The sequence below is a fragment of the Bradyrhizobium sp. CCBAU 11430 genome (assembly GCF_028128855.1).
Classification (GTDB): domain Bacteria; phylum Pseudomonadota; class Alphaproteobacteria; order Rhizobiales; family Xanthobacteraceae; genus Bradyrhizobium; species Bradyrhizobium ottawaense.
In genome coordinates, this window is record NZ_LBJV01000007.1 from 33217 (window position 1) to 47878 (window position 14662).

13 protein-coding genes and 1 riboswitch are annotated in these 14662 nt (G+C 67.1%); of the genes, 8 read left to right on the forward strand and 5 right to left on the reverse strand.

All coding sequences use genetic code 11. The features are described from left to right. Positions 1-4: 4 nt before the first annotated feature. A complete protein-coding gene (locus XI04_RS04975; protein WP_038947908.1) occupies positions 5-1693 on the forward strand; it encodes a ShlB/FhaC/HecB family hemolysin secretion/activation protein in 1689 nt (562 codons plus the stop codon). 132 nt (positions 1694-1825) lie between these two features. Here the strand turns inward: XI04_RS04975 and bluB are convergent, their stop codons facing one another. From bluB to cobU, 3 genes are read right to left on the reverse strand one after another with little or no spacing between them, the layout of a single operon-like run. Then, positions 1826-2458 carry a 5,6-dimethylbenzimidazole synthase gene (bluB, locus tag XI04_RS04980; RefSeq protein WP_152103220.1) on the reverse strand — a complete coding sequence of 211 codons (633 nt, stop codon included), beginning with the start codon at positions 2456-2458 and terminating at the stop codon, positions 1826-1828. Between the two features lie 4 nt (positions 2459-2462). After that, the gene (cobS, locus tag XI04_RS04985) at positions 2463-3245 is read right to left on the reverse strand and encodes an adenosylcobinamide-GDP ribazoletransferase (protein WP_271623531.1); all 783 of its coding nucleotides are present in this window, start codon (positions 3243-3245) and stop codon (positions 2463-2465) included. Next, positions 3242-3745, reverse strand: a complete 504-nt coding sequence (gene cobU / locus XI04_RS04990) for a bifunctional adenosylcobinamide kinase/adenosylcobinamide-phosphate guanylyltransferase (protein WP_173015866.1) — start codon at positions 3743-3745, stop codon at positions 3242-3244. The genes cobS and cobU overlap by 4 nt, the downstream gene beginning before the upstream one ends. A gap of 122 nt (positions 3746-3867) precedes the next feature. On the opposite strand from cobU, the gene cbiB reads away from it, so the two are divergent. Together cbiB and cobD are read left to right on the forward strand one after the other, a co-directional pair. Continuing rightward, the gene (cbiB, locus tag XI04_RS04995) at positions 3868-4809 is read left to right on the forward strand and encodes an adenosylcobinamide-phosphate synthase CbiB (protein ID WP_271608159.1); all 942 of its coding nucleotides are present in this window, start codon (positions 3868-3870) and stop codon (positions 4807-4809) included. 11 nt (positions 4810-4820) lie between these two features. Next, positions 4821-5786 (forward strand): threonine-phosphate decarboxylase CobD, encoded by a 966-nt coding sequence (gene cobD, locus XI04_RS05000; RefSeq protein ID WP_028142437.1) that lies wholly within the window; start codon positions 4821-4823, stop codon positions 5784-5786. Here cobD and XI04_RS05005 read toward each other — a convergent pair. Continuing rightward, complete coding sequence (locus XI04_RS05005; protein WP_028142438.1) at positions 5775-7223, reverse strand: cobyric acid synthase; 1449 nt, start codon at positions 7221-7223, stop codon at positions 5775-5777. The two genes, cobD and XI04_RS05005, sit on opposite strands and share 12 nt — an antisense overlap. Positions 7224-7228: 5 nt before the next feature. Continuing rightward, complete coding sequence (gene cobO, locus XI04_RS05010) at positions 7229-7864, reverse strand: cob(I)yrinic acid a,c-diamide adenosyltransferase (RefSeq protein ID WP_028142439.1); 636 nt, start codon at positions 7862-7864, stop codon at positions 7229-7231. Between the two features lie 40 nt (positions 7865-7904). Then, a riboswitch (cobalamin riboswitch) is annotated at positions 7905-8124 on the forward strand. A 94-nt stretch (positions 8125-8218) separates the two neighbouring features. Between cobO and XI04_RS05015 the strand changes: the two genes are divergently transcribed. Genes XI04_RS05015 through XI04_RS05035 form a run of 5 tightly spaced genes read left to right on the forward strand, consistent with a single transcriptional unit; the run spans position 8219 to position 14661 of the window. Continuing rightward, positions 8219-8593 (forward strand): DUF1636 family protein, encoded by a 375-nt coding sequence (locus XI04_RS05015; RefSeq protein WP_028142440.1) that lies wholly within the window; start codon positions 8219-8221, stop codon positions 8591-8593. Beyond that, positions 8590-9624 (forward strand): cobalamin biosynthesis protein CobW, encoded by a 1035-nt coding sequence (gene cobW, locus XI04_RS05020; protein WP_028142441.1) that lies wholly within the window; start codon positions 8590-8592, stop codon positions 9622-9624. Before XI04_RS05015 ends, cobW begins: the two co-directional genes overlap by 4 nt. Beyond that, on the forward strand, positions 9624-12872 hold the full coding sequence (cobN, locus tag XI04_RS05025) for a cobaltochelatase subunit CobN (RefSeq protein WP_271611370.1): 3249 nt from the start codon (positions 9624-9626) through the stop codon (positions 12870-12872). Before cobW ends, cobN begins: the two co-directional genes overlap by 1 nt. After that, positions 12869-14032: a precorrin-3B synthase gene (cobG, locus tag XI04_RS05030; RefSeq protein WP_271608156.1), complete on the forward strand. Its 1164-nt coding sequence runs from the start codon at positions 12869-12871 to the stop codon at positions 14030-14032. The genes cobN and cobG overlap by 4 nt, the downstream gene beginning before the upstream one ends. Further along, positions 14032-14661 (forward strand): precorrin-8X methylmutase, encoded by a 630-nt coding sequence (locus XI04_RS05035; protein ID WP_028142444.1) that lies wholly within the window; start codon positions 14032-14034, stop codon positions 14659-14661. The genes cobG and XI04_RS05035 overlap by 1 nt, the downstream gene beginning before the upstream one ends. Position 14662: the final 1 nt, after the last annotated feature.

Sequence of the window (14662 nt, forward strand, 5' to 3'; positions counted from 1 at the left end):
CGGGATGCGGATTCTGGGGGCGTCGTTGGCGATCGGGCTTGCAGCTTGCTGCATCGCCTCCGCGCGCGCCCAGTCGATCAATCCCGGCGTGATCCAGAACGACGTCGACCGGCAGCGGCGGCAGCTCGAGCAGCAGAGCGCGCCGCCCAAGCTCACCGGGCCGGCGGTGATCGGCGGCGAGCGGGAAAAGTCCCAGCTCCTGAAGCCAGGCGGGCCGAAATTTCGCCTGCGCAAGGTCACGTTCGACGAGTCCAAGTTCATCACGCCGGCGGAGCTGGATGAGATCGCGAAGAGATATGTCGGCAAGGACGTCGACATCGCCTCGCTGTTGCAGCTCGTTGCTGACATCAATGCGGTCTATGCCGCGCGCGGCATCGTCACGGGCATCGCGACCCTGCCCGAGCAGGATGCCAAGGGCGGCGTCGTCCGCGTCAAGCTGACCGAGGGACGGCTGCAGAAGACGACCGTCGAGGGCAACAAGCAGACTCGCACCGATTACATCCTCGATCGCGTGAAGGAGCCCGAAGGCGAGGTCCTCGACGTTCCAAAACTCAACCGCGACGTGATCTGGTTCAACCGGACCAACGACGTGCAGATCAAGGCGCTGCTGCAGCCCGGCACGAGCTTCGGCCTCACCGACCTCCAGTTCGCGGTGATCGAGCCGCCGGTCGACACCTTGCAGCTCTTCACCGACAATCAGGGTTCCGAAAACACCGGGCGTTGGGAGGGCGGTGCCTTCTACAAGCGCCACGGATTGTTCGGCGTCGACGACCGCCTGACCTTCTACGGCGTCCGCTCCGACGGCAATCTCAACGGCAATGTCGCCTACAGCATCCCGGTCAATCCCTGGGGCGGCCGCGCCGGCGTCAGCTATACCGAAGGCAAGATCAAGATCGTCCAGGGGCCGTTCGTCGCGCTCGACGTCACCGGTCGCTCGAGCCAGGCCGCTGTCAATTTCAGCCAGCCGGTCTGGGTGACGCAGGACTGGCTGGTGCTGCTCAACGCGGCCTTGACCGAGGGCAAGACCGTCAGCCGCTTTGCCACGGTCGCCGTCACCGACGACCACTACGACAAGACCACGGCTGGAATCTCGGTGACCAAGTCCGGCAACACCTATTCGATCACGGTCTCGCCGGCAGTGAACTACATCGCGTGGCATGACTATGTGCTCGGCAACAACCGCGCGTTCAACACCTATACCGGCTCGCTGATCGCGACGAGCGCCGCAGGGCCCCAGAACTTCAGCGCCAATGTGCTGGCGAGCTGGCAGTACACGCAGGAGAAGCTGCTGCCGGGCGATCAGATCTTCTCGATCGGCGGCCCCACCACCGTACGCGGTTATCCCTCCAATGCGGCCTCCGGCGACAGCGGCTATTATCTCAGCGCCGAGCTGCACTACAACTGGTCGCAATGGCTCAGGGGTTTCGACACCTACATCTTCACCGACTGGGGTGCGGTGTATTCGACCTTCCCCGGCGTCACCGAAATGGCCTCGGTCGGCGTCGGTTTCTCCTGGACCTATGCGCAGTTCATGACCTTCGAGGCAAATTACGCGACGCCACTGAAGATGGCGGTCTCGACCCAGAACCATTACGAGGCCTATGGCCGCGTCATCTTCCGCCCGCTGCTGATGTTCCAGAAGCCGGAGCCACCCGCGCCTGTGGCGGCAGTGGCCGGCAGGAGCAGGTCGTAACGGAAGGTTGTGCCGCTCTCTCCGCCGTCATTGCCAGGAGCCCTTGCGATCCTGGATTGCTTCGCTTCGCTCGCAATGACAGAGGATGGATCGACTGCTGGTATCTGACGGGCGAGTTGGGGCGCGATCCGCTTAACGCCGCAACGTAAACTCGTCCGCGCCGCGCCGGTGCTCCCATTTCGCCTGCTCCAGCTCGGGCTGGTCGCATTCGGCTTCCGGATAGCCGATGCAGAGATAGGCGATGAACTTCCAGGTATCGGGCACGTCGAGGACGACGTGGATGCGATCCGGGTTGAGGATTGAGACCCAGCCGATGCCGATGCTCTCGGCGCGCGCGGCGAGCCACATCGCGGTGATGGCGGCGACCACGGAATACTCGGTCGTCTCCGGCATGGTCGCACGGCCGAGGCCGTGGCCGATGTCGCTGGCCTTGTCGGCGAACACGGCGAGGTGACCGGGGGCCTGCTCAAGGCCCGACAGTTTCAGCGTGGCGTAGCGGGCCGCGCGTTCGCCGGAATAGCAATTCAGTGCGTCGGCGTTGCACGCCGTGAAATCATCGATGATGGCGCGACGTCGTGCAGCATCATCGACGGTGACGAAGCGCCAGGGCTGGCTGAGGCCGACCGAGGGCGACAGGCAGGCCGTCTCGATCAGGCGATCGATGGCGCCGGCCGGCAGCGGGTCAGCTCGAAAGCGGCGGACGTCGCGGCGCCACACGAACAGCTCGCGCAAGTGCTGACGGAAGGTGTCGTCGAACTCGACCATGAGATCAGCCTCCCATCCGGAACGATGCCGCGACCAGCAGAATGAGAATCTCGCCGATCTGCTCGAACGCACCGAGGATGTCGCCGGTCTGCCCGCCGATCTGGCGCACGGCAAGCCGCGCCAGCAACAGGCCGGCGAGCGACAGCAGGATCAGGCCGACCAGCGCCTTGCCCGGCCCCAACGCGAGAGCGAGCGCGAGCGTTCCAAGAGCGAAGGCGATGGCGACGCTGCGGCCCGGCGGCGATCCCGCGCTCGCCGACAGCCCGTCAGGCCGCGCTGGCGGTACCAGTGACATGAAGGCCGGCACGCCCGCGCGGGCGGCGGCGTGCGCGGCGCAAAGCGCAAATGCCACCAGCAAGGGATCGGCGATCGCCGCGAGTGCGCTCCAGCGCAGGCCGAACGACAGGATCAGCGCGCAGACGCCGTAGGTCCCGATCCGGCTGTCGCGCATGATCTCGAGCTTGCGCTCGCGCGTGCGGCCGCCGCCGAGCCCATCGGCGGTATCGGCAAGACCGTCTTCGTGCAGCGCGCCGGTGATGAGGGCGGTGCTCGCGAGTGCGAGCAGGGCGGCAATGTTCGGCGTCAGTCCGAAGCGGATGGCAACCTTGTAGACGAAAGCGCCGGCAAGGCCGACCAGCAGTCCCGCGACGGGAAGCGCCCAGGTCGCGCGCGCGACGGTGCCGTCAGCCGCGGGCTTGGACGAGGCCACCGGGAGGATCGTCACGAACGATACCGCCATCCTGAGATCGGCGACGATGTCTTTCAGAAGCTCGGCGCGCGGCATCATTTCAATTTCATCGGAAGGCCGGCAACGACGAACTCAACCTCGTCGGCAACGGCCGCGATGGCCTGGTTCATGATCCCGGCGGCGTCGCGAAAGCTGCGAGCGAGCGCGTTGTCGGGCACGATGCCGAGGCCGACTTCGTTGGTGACGAGGACGACCGGGCTCTTGAGACGGGGCAGGGCGGCGGCGAGCTCGGTCACCTCGTGCTCCCAGTCGCGCGTCGCATGCATCAGGTTGGAGAGCCACAGCGTCAGGCAGTCCACCAGCCGCGCGCCGCCGCTATCGCTTGTAACCAGCGCCGGCACGAGATCGAGCGGCACCTCGCGCTCGATCCAGTCGGTTCCGCGGCGCGTACGATGTCTGGCGATGCGCGCCTCCATTTCGGCATCAAGCGCCTCGGCCGTCGCGACATAAACGGGCTGGCCCGGGAAGCTGCGGGCGCGCGTTTCCGCGCGCTTGCTCTTGCCCGATCGAGCTCCGCCGGTGATCAAGATGACGGCCATAAAAGGTCTCCTGCGGGCCTGACTAATCATCAAACGCGGCCAAAGACAAAGCCGAAATCGGGAGGCGAGGGGCTTGCGCTCGCCCCTCGCTTTGCGCAACAGGGGCGGGACAGGAGACGAATGTGGGTTTTGCGGGCGCGATGGTGGTGGCAATGGCGGTGGATGCCCTGCTGGGCTGGCCGTCGCCTCTGTTCGCGCGGATCGGGCATCCCGTGAGCTGGCTGGGCCGGCTGATCGGTGCCATCGACATTGCCTGGAACCGCTCGTCCGATCCGCCGGCATTTCGCCGCGGCGCGGGCATTGCTGGCGCGCTTCTCGTGATCGCGCTCTCCGTCGCACTCGGTTGGATGCTTCAATCCTTGCTGTCCCTGGGCTGGATCCAGGTCGTGCTGATTGGCATCCTGGCCTGGCCCTTGGTCGCGCTGCGCTCGCTATATGATCACGTCGCCGCGGTCGCGAATCCTCTGCTGGCTGGCGATATCGCCGCCGCGCGCGACGCGGTCTCGCGGATCGTCGGCCGCGATCCCGCAGCGCTCGATGAAGCCGGCATCGCGCGCGCGGCGATCGAGAGCCTTGCGGAAAATGCCTCCGACGGCATCGTGGCGCCGGTGTTCTGGGGCGCGTTGTTCGGCCTGCCGGGCATCCTCGGCTACAAGGCGATCAACACGCTGGACTCCATGATCGGCCATCGCAACGAGCGGCACGAGGCCTTCGGCTGGGCGGCGGCCCGCATCGACGATGTCGCCAATTTCATTCCGGCGCGGCTGACTGGATTCGTGTTCGTGCTGCTAGCGCCGCGGCGATCGGAGGCGTTGTCGTGCATGACGCGCGACGCACGCCGTCACCGCTCGCCCAATGCCGGCTGGCCGGAGGCGGCCATGGCGGGGGCGCTTGGCGTCCGGCTCAGCGGCCCCCGCATCTATCACGGCAGCGCGACCGACGAGCCTTGGCTCAACGAGGGCGCGCGCGATCCGCGCGCCGCTGATATCGCCGAGGCACTGACGGTCTACCGCCGCGCCATGGTGCTGCTCGCTGGCACCCTTGCGATCCTGGCTTTCGCATGAAAGAACGGGACATGCGCGAGCACGGTGGAAATCTGGATCTGGCACAGCAGCGTTTCGGCGGACGCGCGGAAGACTGGATCGATCTGTCGACAGGGATCAACCGGCTGCCTTATCCCGTCGGCGAGATCGATGCGCACTATTGGAATGCGCTGCCCTCGCAATCCGACATCAACGCCCTGCATCAGGCGGCGCAGCATGCCTATCGCACCAGCGCACCGATCGTTGCGATGGGCGGCGCGCAGGCTGCCATTCAATTGCTGCCGCAGCTGTTACGAACCGGCCGCGCCCGCATCCTCGGACCGACCTACAATGAATACGCAGGGGTTCTGTCGGCCGCAGGCTGGGATGTCCAGGAGGTCAGGGAACTCGACGCGCTGGCGGGGGCGGATCTTGCCGTGATCGTCAATCCCAACAACCCCGGCGGACAGCATCGTGCACCAAAGGATCTGCTCGCACTGCTGCCGCGCGTCGGCCGCCTCGTCATCGACGAGAGCTTCGTCGACGCCGTTTCGCAGCTGTCGCTTGCATCGGAAGCCGATCGACCGGGACTGCTGATCCTGCGCTCGTTCGGAAAGTTCTATGGCCTTGCCGGCCTGCGGCTCGGCTTCGCGATCGGCAATGCCGCCGACATTGGCAAGCTTGCGTCGATGTCGGGTCCATGGCCGGTTTCGGGAGCGGCGATCGCGATCGGCTGTCGCGCGCTGCGCGACGACGCCTGGGCTGAGACCACGTCAGCGCGACTTGCCCGGGACTGTGTTCGCCTCGATGCCATAGCGCAAGCGCAAGGCTGGATGCTGCTTGGGGGGACGCCGCTGTTCCGTCTCTACGAGACACCCGACGCGCTCGCCGCGCAAGACAGACTGGCACAAAGCCAGATCTGGTCGCGCGTCTTCGCGCAAAAGCCGACATGGCTTCGGCTCGGGCTTCCCGGCAGCGAAGCCGAATGGATGCGCCTTGCCGAGGTGCTAGCGCGCTAGCGCAAGCAGACCTTCGACGTCGAGATGCTTTTCGATGTGGTCGGCGAGCGCATCGAGCGCACTCTCGACCCGGGCGTGGTAGGGCTCGTTGCCAGCGGGAATGTCGAGCTTTGCGAGGTACGCCTTGCGGAAATCATCCGACGTGAACAGGCCGTGCAGGTAGCTGCCCTGCACGCGGCCATCGCGCGAGATCGCGCCTTCGGTCTCGCCGTTCAGTGTCGCAAACGGGCGCGCACGATCGGGCCCATCGGTACGGCCGATGTGAATTTCGTACGCCTCGATCGGCTGATCCGTAGCGGCATGCACAGCCGTAACCCGCGTCAGCGTCTTCTGCGGACTCATCACCGTGTCCACATCCAGCAGCCCGAGCCCCGCCGTGTCGCCCGCGGGACCTTCAATTCCCTGTGGGTCCGCGACGCTGCGTCCCAGCATCTGATAGCCGCCGCAGAGGCCGAGCACATAGCCACCCCTGCGGTGATGCGCGAGCAGATCGATGTCCCAGCCTTGCGCGCGCAGGAAGGCGAGATCGCCGCGGGTGGACTTTGAGCCGGGGATGATGACGAGGCGGACATCGCCGGGGATGGCTTCGCCGGGGCGTACCATCACGAGATCGACGCCCGGCTCGAGCTTGAGTGGATCGAGATCGTCGAAATTGGCGATCCGCGACAGCGCGAGGCAGGCGATCTTGCATTGGCCCGGCTTGCGCGCATCGCTGAGGCCCAGCGCATCCTCGGCCGGCAGCTCGCCGGCGCGGGCGAACCAGGGCAGCACGCCAAGGCCGCGCCACGCGGTCTTTTGCTCGATCAGCCTGTAGCCGTCGTCGAACAGGGTGGGATCGCCGCGGAACTTGTTGATGACAAAACCCCGGATTATCGCGGCATCGTCGGGGTCGATCACCGTCTTGATGCCGACGAGCTGGGCGATGACGCCGCCGCGGTCGATGTCGCCGATCAGCACGACCGGCACGTCGGCCTTGCGCGCAAAACCCATATTGGCGATGTCGGCCTTACGCAAATTCACCTCGGCCGGACTGCCGGCGCCTTCCACCAGCACTAGATCGGCGCGTGCCTTCAGCCGCTCAAAGCTCTCCAGCACCGCGCCCATCAGCGAGGGCTTCATCGCGGCGTAGTCACGCGCGCGCGCAGTCGCGATGCGCTTTCCGTGGACGATCACCTGCGCGCCGACATCGGTCTCGGGCTTGAGCAGCACGGGGTTCATGTCGGTGTGCGGTTCGACGCCTGCTGCCAGCGCCTGCAGCGCCTGGGCGCGGCCGATCTCGCCGCCATCGATGGTGACGGCGGCGTTGTTCGACATGTTCTGCGGCTTGAACGGCAGCACGCGCAGGCCGCGCCGCGTGAAGGCACGCGCAAGGCCTGCGACGATGAGCGACTTGCCCACGTCCGAGCCGGCCCCCTGGATCATCAATGCGCGCGCCATCGAACTCAGAACTCGACGCCGGCCTGCGCCTTGATGCCGGAGCGGAAGGGATGCTTGACCAGCGTCATCTCGGTGACGAGATCGGCGATCTCGATCAGCTCGTCCTTGGCGTTGCGCCCGGTGAGGACGACATGCGTCATCGGCGGCTTCGAGGTGGTCAGAAACTCGACGACCTCGGCGATGTCGAGATAGTCGTAGCGCAGCGCGATGTTGATCTCGTCGAGCACGACCATGCGCAAGCTCTCATCGAGGATCAGCTCCTTGGCCTTCTCCCAGCCGGCGCGCGCGGCGGCGATGTCGCGGGCGCGGTCCTGCGTCTCCCAGGTAAAACCTTCGCCCATGGCGTGGAACTGGCAGAGGTCGCCGAAATGGCCGGTGAGCAGGCGTCGCTCGCCGGTATCCCAGGCGCCCTTGATGAACTGCACGACCGCACAGGGGAAGCCATGGGCGACGCAGCGGACGATCATGCCGAAGGCCGAGGAGGACTTGCCCTTGCCGGCGCCGGTGTGGACGATGATGAGGCCCTTTTCGCCGCTCTTGGTCGCCATGATCTTGTCGCGGGCGGCCTTCTTCTTCGCCATTTTCGTGGCGTGGCGGGCGTCGGTTTCCTCGGCCGTTTTTGTATCCGGTTCAGGCGTCATCGGTCCCGGTCCTTCGGCTTGACAAGTGGCGGCCACCGGCAAATGGTGGCCCGGCGTTGGTTCCTGTCCTATGACAGGCGAAGAGGGAATGCGATAGGGTCCGAATCGGCAAGATTTGGGTCCAAAATGCAGCCGCCCCCGCGACCGTGACCGGAGAGATGCCCGAAGCCACTGATTCCCGCGGGAATCGGGAAGGCGGGGATCGAAGGGCAAAACCCTGCTCCGCAAGCCGGGAGACCTGCCAGCGCGGACGAGTTTTGGACCGGCGGACGGGGTGTTCCGCGACGGGGAAACGGGCCTTCTGAAGAATGGTCCGTGTGCCTCATCGCCTCCCGCTGTTATCTGGAAGAGGCGATGACCGTCACACTTCACGTCTGCATCACCTGCCGTGCCGGCGAGACGCCTGGCGAGGGCGAGGCGACGCCCGGCAAGCGCCTGCATGGGGCGATCCTCGACGCCGGCGTGCCCGAGGGCGTCAATGTGGTTCCCGTCGAATGCCTGTCGGCCTGCAATCAGGGCTGCTCGGTCGCGCTCAGCGCGCCCGGCCGCTGGTCGTATGTCTATGGCCGCCTGTCGGATGCGAATGCGCGGGATGTGGTCGCGGGCGCCGCGGCTTATGCGGCGGCGCCGGATGGTCTCGTGCCCTGGCGCAGCCGGCCGGAAATATTCCGCAAGCAATCGCTTGCCCGCATTCCCCCCATTGCCGTCGTGCCGGAGGCCGCCGAATGAACTCGCTCGCAAAAGTCCCTGTGACGGTGGTCACCGGTTTTCTCGGCTCCGGCAAGACGACGCTGATCCAGCATCTGCTCAGCAATGCCGGCGGCAAGAAGCTCGCGGTGCTCGTGAACGAGTTCGGCAGTGAGGGCGTCGACGGCGAGATATTGAAATCCTGCGCCGATGCCAATTGCCCGGAGGAGAACATCATCGAGCTCGCCAATGGCTGCATCTGCTGCACGGTCGCCGACGATTTCATCCCGACCATGGAAAAACTGCTGGCGCGGCCCGTGCGGCCCGATCACATCCTGATCGAGACCTCGGGCCTGGCGCTGCCGAAGCCGCTGCTGAAGGCGTTCGACTGGCCGGAGATCCGCTCGCGCATCACCGTCGACGGTGTGATCGCACTTGCCGATGCCGAGGCCGTCGCCGCCGGCCGCTTTGCGCCGGATCCTGATGCCGTCGAAGCGCAGCGGGCGGCAGACCAAAATCTCGATCACGAGACGCCGCTGTCGGAGGTGTTCGAGGATCAGATCGCCTGCGCCGATATCGTGCTGCTGACCAAGGCCGATCTTGCGGGCGCGGCGGGGCTTGAAGCGGCCAAGGCGGCGATTATTGCCGAGATGCCGCGCCGCGTGCCGATGCTCCCCGTGACCGACGGCGCGATCGATGCGCGCGTCATCCTCGGTCTCGGCGCCGCCGCCGAGAACGATCTCGCCGCGCGCCCCTCGCATCATGACGGCGAGGAGGAGCACGAGCACGATGACTTCGCCTCCGTCGTGGTCGACCTTCCTGAAGTCGCCGACGTCGATGCGCTGGTCGCATCCGTCCAGAAGCTGGCGCGCGAGCAGAACGTGCTGCGGGCCAAGGGTTACATCGCGGTCGCGGGCAAGCCGATGCGGCTGCTGCTGCAGGCCGTCGGCGAGCGCGTGCGCCACCAGTTCGACAAGCCGTGGGGCGCCGGTCACAGGCGGTCGAAGCTCGTCGTGATCGGCGAGCACGGCGATATCGACGAGGCCGCCATCAAGGCAGGACTAGGTATCTGATGCACGTCGTCTTCCGCGAGAGCCGCGGTCTGGAGGAGACCGCGACGCCAAGGGATATCGGCCAGGACCCGGCCGATCTCGTGGTGCTCTCGTATTCGGATTCGGATCTCGCGGCGTTCGCAGCCGGCTGGCGGCGTGGTCGCGAGAACCTGCCGACGCTGCGGCTCGCGAACCTTGCTGAGCTGCGTCATCCGCTGTCGGTCGACACCTATATCGAGCGCACGCTGTCGCAGGCGCGCGGCATTCTGGTGCGGCTGATCGGCGGGGAGTCCTACTGGCCGTATGGGCTTGCGGCCCTGCAACAGCTCGCGAAGGACCGTGGCATTGTGCTGGCCGTGCTGCCGGCCGATGGCCGTGACGACACGCGGCTCGATGCATACTCGACCTTGCCGGTCTCGACGCTGCGCCGGCTCAAGGTGCTCTGCGACACCGGCGGCCCGGTCGCGGCGCAGGCCGCGATTGCACAGCTCGCGCTGGCCTCGGGCCTCTATGCCGGGCCAGTTATCGGCGAGACGACCGTGCCCGAGATGGGGTTCTACGATCCCGCGCGTGGTGTCATTGCTGCGCCGGTGGGCGGCGAGGGCAGGCCGCGCGCGCTGGTGACGTTCTATCGCTCCTATCTCACCGCTGCCGACACCGGCCCGGTCGATGCCCTGATCGCGACGTTGCGTCAGAAGGGATTTGACACTTGTGGCGCGTTCGTCACGTCGCTGAAGGCTGCGGGCGTTGCGGATTGGCTGCGCGCGCATCTTGCGCAAAATCCTCCGGCGGCGATCGTCAATGCGACGGCGTTCTCGGCCATGGGCGACGACGGCACGACACCATTTGACGCCGCATCCTGTCCGGTGTTTCAGGTCGCGCTCTCCACCGCGCGGCGCGAGGACTGGGTGGAGTCGCTGCGCGGCCTGTCGCCCGGCGATCTTGCGATGCATGTGGTGCTGCCCGAGGTCGATGGCCGCCTGTTCGCGGGCGTGGTGAGCTTCAAATCGGCGGGGATGCGTGACCCCGATCTGCAATTTTCGCGTCTTGCGCACGGCGCCGATGAAGGGCGCGTGACGGCCGTCGCCGCGCGCGTCGCGGCTTGGCGGGGCCTCGCGGAGAAGCCAGCGGCCGAGAAGCGCATTGCGATCGTGCTCTCGAATTATCCGGGCCGGCCGCATCAGATCGCGCATGCGGTCGGTCTCGATGCGCTGGCTTCGGTCGAGGCGCTGGTGTCGGATCTCGCGGAGGCCGGCTTCGATGTTGCGCCCGTCCATGCGCTCGGCGCGACGCTGCTGAGGCCGCAGCTCACCTGGAGCATCGTCGATTACCGCGCGGCGCTTTCGCGCCTGCCGCAAGTCTTGCAGGATGATCTCGCGCAAGCCTGGGGCGCGCCGGAGGATGATCCGAGCTGCCAGGACGGCGTGTTTCAATTCGCGGCCGTCGCTTGCGGCAAGTCGATCATCGCGGTTCAGCCGGAACGCGGCGATGCGACCACGCGCGATATTGATTATCACGATCTCGCCCGCACGCCGCGCCAGGGTTATGTCGCGTTCTATCTCTGGCTCCGGCAGCAGGCCTGCGATGCCGTCGTGCATATGGGCGCACATGGCACGTTGGAATGGCTGCCCGGAAAATCCGTGGCGCTGTCATCGCACTGCTGGCCGGAAGCCCTGATCGGCGATCTCCCAATCATCTATCCCTTCATCGTCAACGATCCCGGCGAGGCCGCGCAGGCGAAACGGCGCATTGGCGCCGTCACCATCGGCCATCTGCCGCCGCCGCTGGAAACATCCTCGGTGCCGGAGGCCCTGCGCCGGCTCGAACGACTTCTCGACGAATATTCGACCGCTGATGGTTTCGATCCCGCGCGCCGCCAACGGCTGATTGCCGCGATCCGCGACGAGGCGCGCGTGGCAGGCCTCGAAGACGATCTCGGTTTGGATGCCTCGGCCGCGCCCGCCGAAGCCATTCCGCGGATTGATCGCTTCGTCTGCGATCTCAAGGAAAGCCAATTCGGGGACGGCCTGCACGTATTCGGCCGCGGCGCCTGCGGCGAGGCGGAGCGCGGAGCGCTGCGCGCCGCGCTTGCCGGCCAGCGCGTTGCGCCGGGACCGTCGGGCTCGCCCTATCGCGGCCGTCAAGACGTGCTGCCGACCGGGCGCAATCTCTTTGCGGTCGATCCGCGCGCCGTGCCGACGCCGTCGGCACATGCGCAGGGGATAAAACTCGCCGAAGAGCTGCTGCGCCGCCATCTGCAGGATCACGGCGACTGGCCGAAGGGGCTCGTCGTCGATCTCTGGGGTTCGGCAACGATGCGCACCGCGGGCGAAGAGTTCGCGATGGCGCTGCATCTGGCCGGCCTTGCGCCGCGCTGGGATCACGCCTCCGGCCGCGTCACCGGCTACGACATCGTCGCGCCGGCCGAGCTCGGCCGCCCCCGCATCGACGTCACGCTGCGCGTGTCCGGCCTGTTCCGCGACGTCTTCTCAGGCCTTGCGCAATTGTTCGAGGCCGCCTCCGAAGCGCTTGCGGCGCGCGAGGACGAGGGCGATGAGAATCCGTACCGCCACCGCGCCTCCCGCGTGTTCGCGCCGCGTCCCGGACAATACGGCGTGGGCCTATCCGCGATCCCCGATGCCTTCACGCCGGAGACCCGCGAGGCAGCCGGTGAAGCCTGGCTGGCGGCATCGTCCTGGGCGTTCTCGGCCGACGGCGAGATGCAGCCGAATCGCGCCGGCATCGAACAGCGCCTCGCTGCGGCCGATGGCTTTGTCCATGTCCAGGACTTGCCGGAGACCGATCTGCTGCTCGCGGCCGACTATGCCGCGCATGAAGCCGGCGTTGCGGCCGCGGCCGCGCATCTCGGCGCGGCAGGGCCGGCGCTCTATCACCTCGACACGACGCGTCCCGAGCAGCCGCATGCGCGCACCCTGACCGAGGAAATCGCGCGTGTCGTCCGTGCGCGTGCCGCGAATCCGGCCTGGATCGCCGGCATGATGCGTCACGGCTTTCGCGGCGCCGCCGAAATCACCGCGACGCTGGAGCACATGGCCGCTTTCGCGCATCTCGCCGGCACCGTGCCGCCGCATCTGTTCGATCTCTACTACGATGCAACGCTCGGCAATGATGACGTCCGCGCTTTCATGGCGCGTGAAAATCCGTCGGCGCTCGCCGCGATGGAAACCTGTTTTGCGCGCCTGCACGATGCGGCGCTTTGGCAAACGCGCCGCAATTCGATCGCCGCGGCGCTGCGGGAGGCCTCATGAGCGCGGCCACGGTCAAGGGCTGGTGTCCCGGCGCGCTGCGCCCGATGCTCTCGGGCGACGGGCTCGTGGTGCGCGTGCGTCCGTTCGGTGGACGGCTGGAAGCACCTCAAATTTCCCGACTTGCCGAGCTCGCCGGGCAACACGGCAATGGTCTGATCGACGTGACGAGCCGCGCCAATCTGCAGATCAGGGGCGTCAGTGAAGCAGGCCATCGACCGTTGATCGACGGCCTTGCACGATTGGCGCTGCTCGATCCCGATCCGGCCACGGAAGCCCGTCGCAACATCCTCGTCACGCCGTTCTGGCGCGCTGGCGACGCGACACAATCGCTTGCCGCCGAGCTGGAAGAAGCGCTCGAGGATAATTCGCTCGCGCTTCCAACGAAATTCGGCTTCGCCATCGATGACGGGACCTCGCGCGTGCTCGCCGGCGATTCCGCCGACATCCGCATCGAGCGCGATCGCACAGGCCGTCTCCTGGTGCGGGCCGATGGCGCAAAGCTGGGCCGCTCCGTCGCACGCGGAGAAGCCGTGAGCACGGCGCTCGCGCTCGCAAGCTGGTTCCTGGTCTCCGGCGGCGCGACAGGCGGGCGAGGGCGCATGGCGGCCCACATCGCGTCCGGCGCGGCATTGCCTCAATCGCTGCGCGGCGAGACCGAGCCCGCGCCCGTGATGGCCGCCTCGCGTCCCGGGCACTATCCGCAAGGCGCGATGGTCGGCGTCGCGTTCGGGCAGATGCTGCATACGACGCTGCATCAGTTCGCCGGTTGTGGACATGCGCTGCGCATGACGCCCTGGCGGATGGTGCTGAGCGAAGGCGAGCGCGAGATGCCGAGCGCCCCGGGCCTGATCACCGAGCCCTTTGATCCCGCGCTGCGCGTCATCGCCTGCAGCGGCGCGCCGCGCTGCCGCGAAGCCCATGCCGATACGCGTGCGCTCGCAGCAGCGCTCGCCCCGCGCATCGCCTCCGATGCGCGGCTCCACGTCTCCGGCTGCGGCAAGGGCTGTGCCCATTCCGGCACGGCCGCGGTCACGCTGGTGGCGACCCGCGCCGGCTTCGATCTCGTCCGTGACGGCTCGATCCGCGACGAGCCGGTGCTGCGCGGCCTGAACGGCGCGGACATCGTCAGCGATCCCTCCATTCTCGTGGGAGGAAACTGATGCCGCACACTTACGAGACCGACGGCGCGGCCATCTACCGGCAGTCCTTTGCGACCATCCGCGCCGAGGCCGATCTTGCCCGCTTCACGCCGGACGAAGAACAAATCGTGGTGCGGATGATCCATGCCGCCGGCATGGTCGGCCTGGAGGCGCATATCCGCTTCACGCAGGGCATGGCGACCGCTGCGCGCGCCGCCCTGCAACGAGGCGCGCCGATCCTGTGCGATGCGCGCATGGTCTCTGAAGGGATTACGCGCGCGAGGTTACCGGCAGCCAATGCCGTCATCTGCACGCTCGGCGACGAGGCCGTTCCAGCGCTGGCGCAATCCATGCGCAACACGCGTTCGGCCGCGGCGCTGGAGCTGTGGCGGCCGCATCTCGATGGTGCGATCGTTGCGATCGGCAATGCGCCGACCGCGCTGTTTCATCTGCTCAACATGCTGGAGAACCGTGACTGCCCACGGCCCGCGGCGATCATCGGCTGTCCCGTCGGATTCGTCGGCGCTGCCGAATCCAAGGCCGCGCTGATGGCCGATCCGCCGGCGCCGGCGCTGACGGTCGAGGGCCGCCTCGGCGGTTCCGCGATTACCGTTGCCGCCGTGAACGCCTTGGCGAGCCGGAGCGAATAGC

Bases quoted from the DNA above. Each gene is read 5' to 3' on its own strand.
- XI04_RS04975 (WP_038947908.1), top strand. From the start codon at position 5: ATGCGGATTCTGGGGGCGTCGTTGGCGATCGGGCTTGCAGCTTGCTGC.
- bluB (WP_152103220.1), bottom strand. From the start codon at position 2,458: ATGGTCGAGTTCGACGACACCTTCCGTCAGCACTTGCGCGAGCTGTTC.
- cobS (WP_271623531.1), bottom strand. From the start codon at position 3,245: ATGATGCCGCGCGCCGAGCTTCTGAAAGACATCGTCGCCGATCTCAGG.
- cobU (WP_173015866.1), bottom strand. From the start codon at position 3,745: ATGGCCGTCATCTTGATCACCGGCGGAGCTCGATCGGGCAAGAGCAAG.
- cobD (WP_028142437.1), top strand. From the start codon at position 4,821: ATGCGCGAGCACGGTGGAAATCTGGATCTGGCACAGCAGCGTTTCGGC.
- XI04_RS05005 (WP_028142438.1), bottom strand. From the start codon at position 7,223: ATGGCGCGCGCATTGATGATCCAGGGGGCCGGCTCGGACGTGGGCAAG.
- cobO (WP_028142439.1), bottom strand. From the start codon at position 7,864: ATGACGCCTGAACCGGATACAAAAACGGCCGAGGAAACCGACGCCCGC.
- XI04_RS05015 (WP_028142440.1), top strand. From the start codon at position 8,219: ATGACCGTCACACTTCACGTCTGCATCACCTGCCGTGCCGGCGAGACG.
- cobW (WP_028142441.1), top strand. From the start codon at position 8,590: ATGAACTCGCTCGCAAAAGTCCCTGTGACGGTGGTCACCGGTTTTCTC.
- cobN (WP_271611370.1), top strand. From the start codon at position 9,624: ATGCACGTCGTCTTCCGCGAGAGCCGCGGTCTGGAGGAGACCGCGACG.
- cobG (WP_271608156.1), top strand. From the start codon at position 12,869: ATGAGCGCGGCCACGGTCAAGGGCTGGTGTCCCGGCGCGCTGCGCCCG.
- XI04_RS05035 (WP_028142444.1), top strand. From the start codon at position 14,032: ATGCCGCACACTTACGAGACCGACGGCGCGGCCATCTACCGGCAGTCC.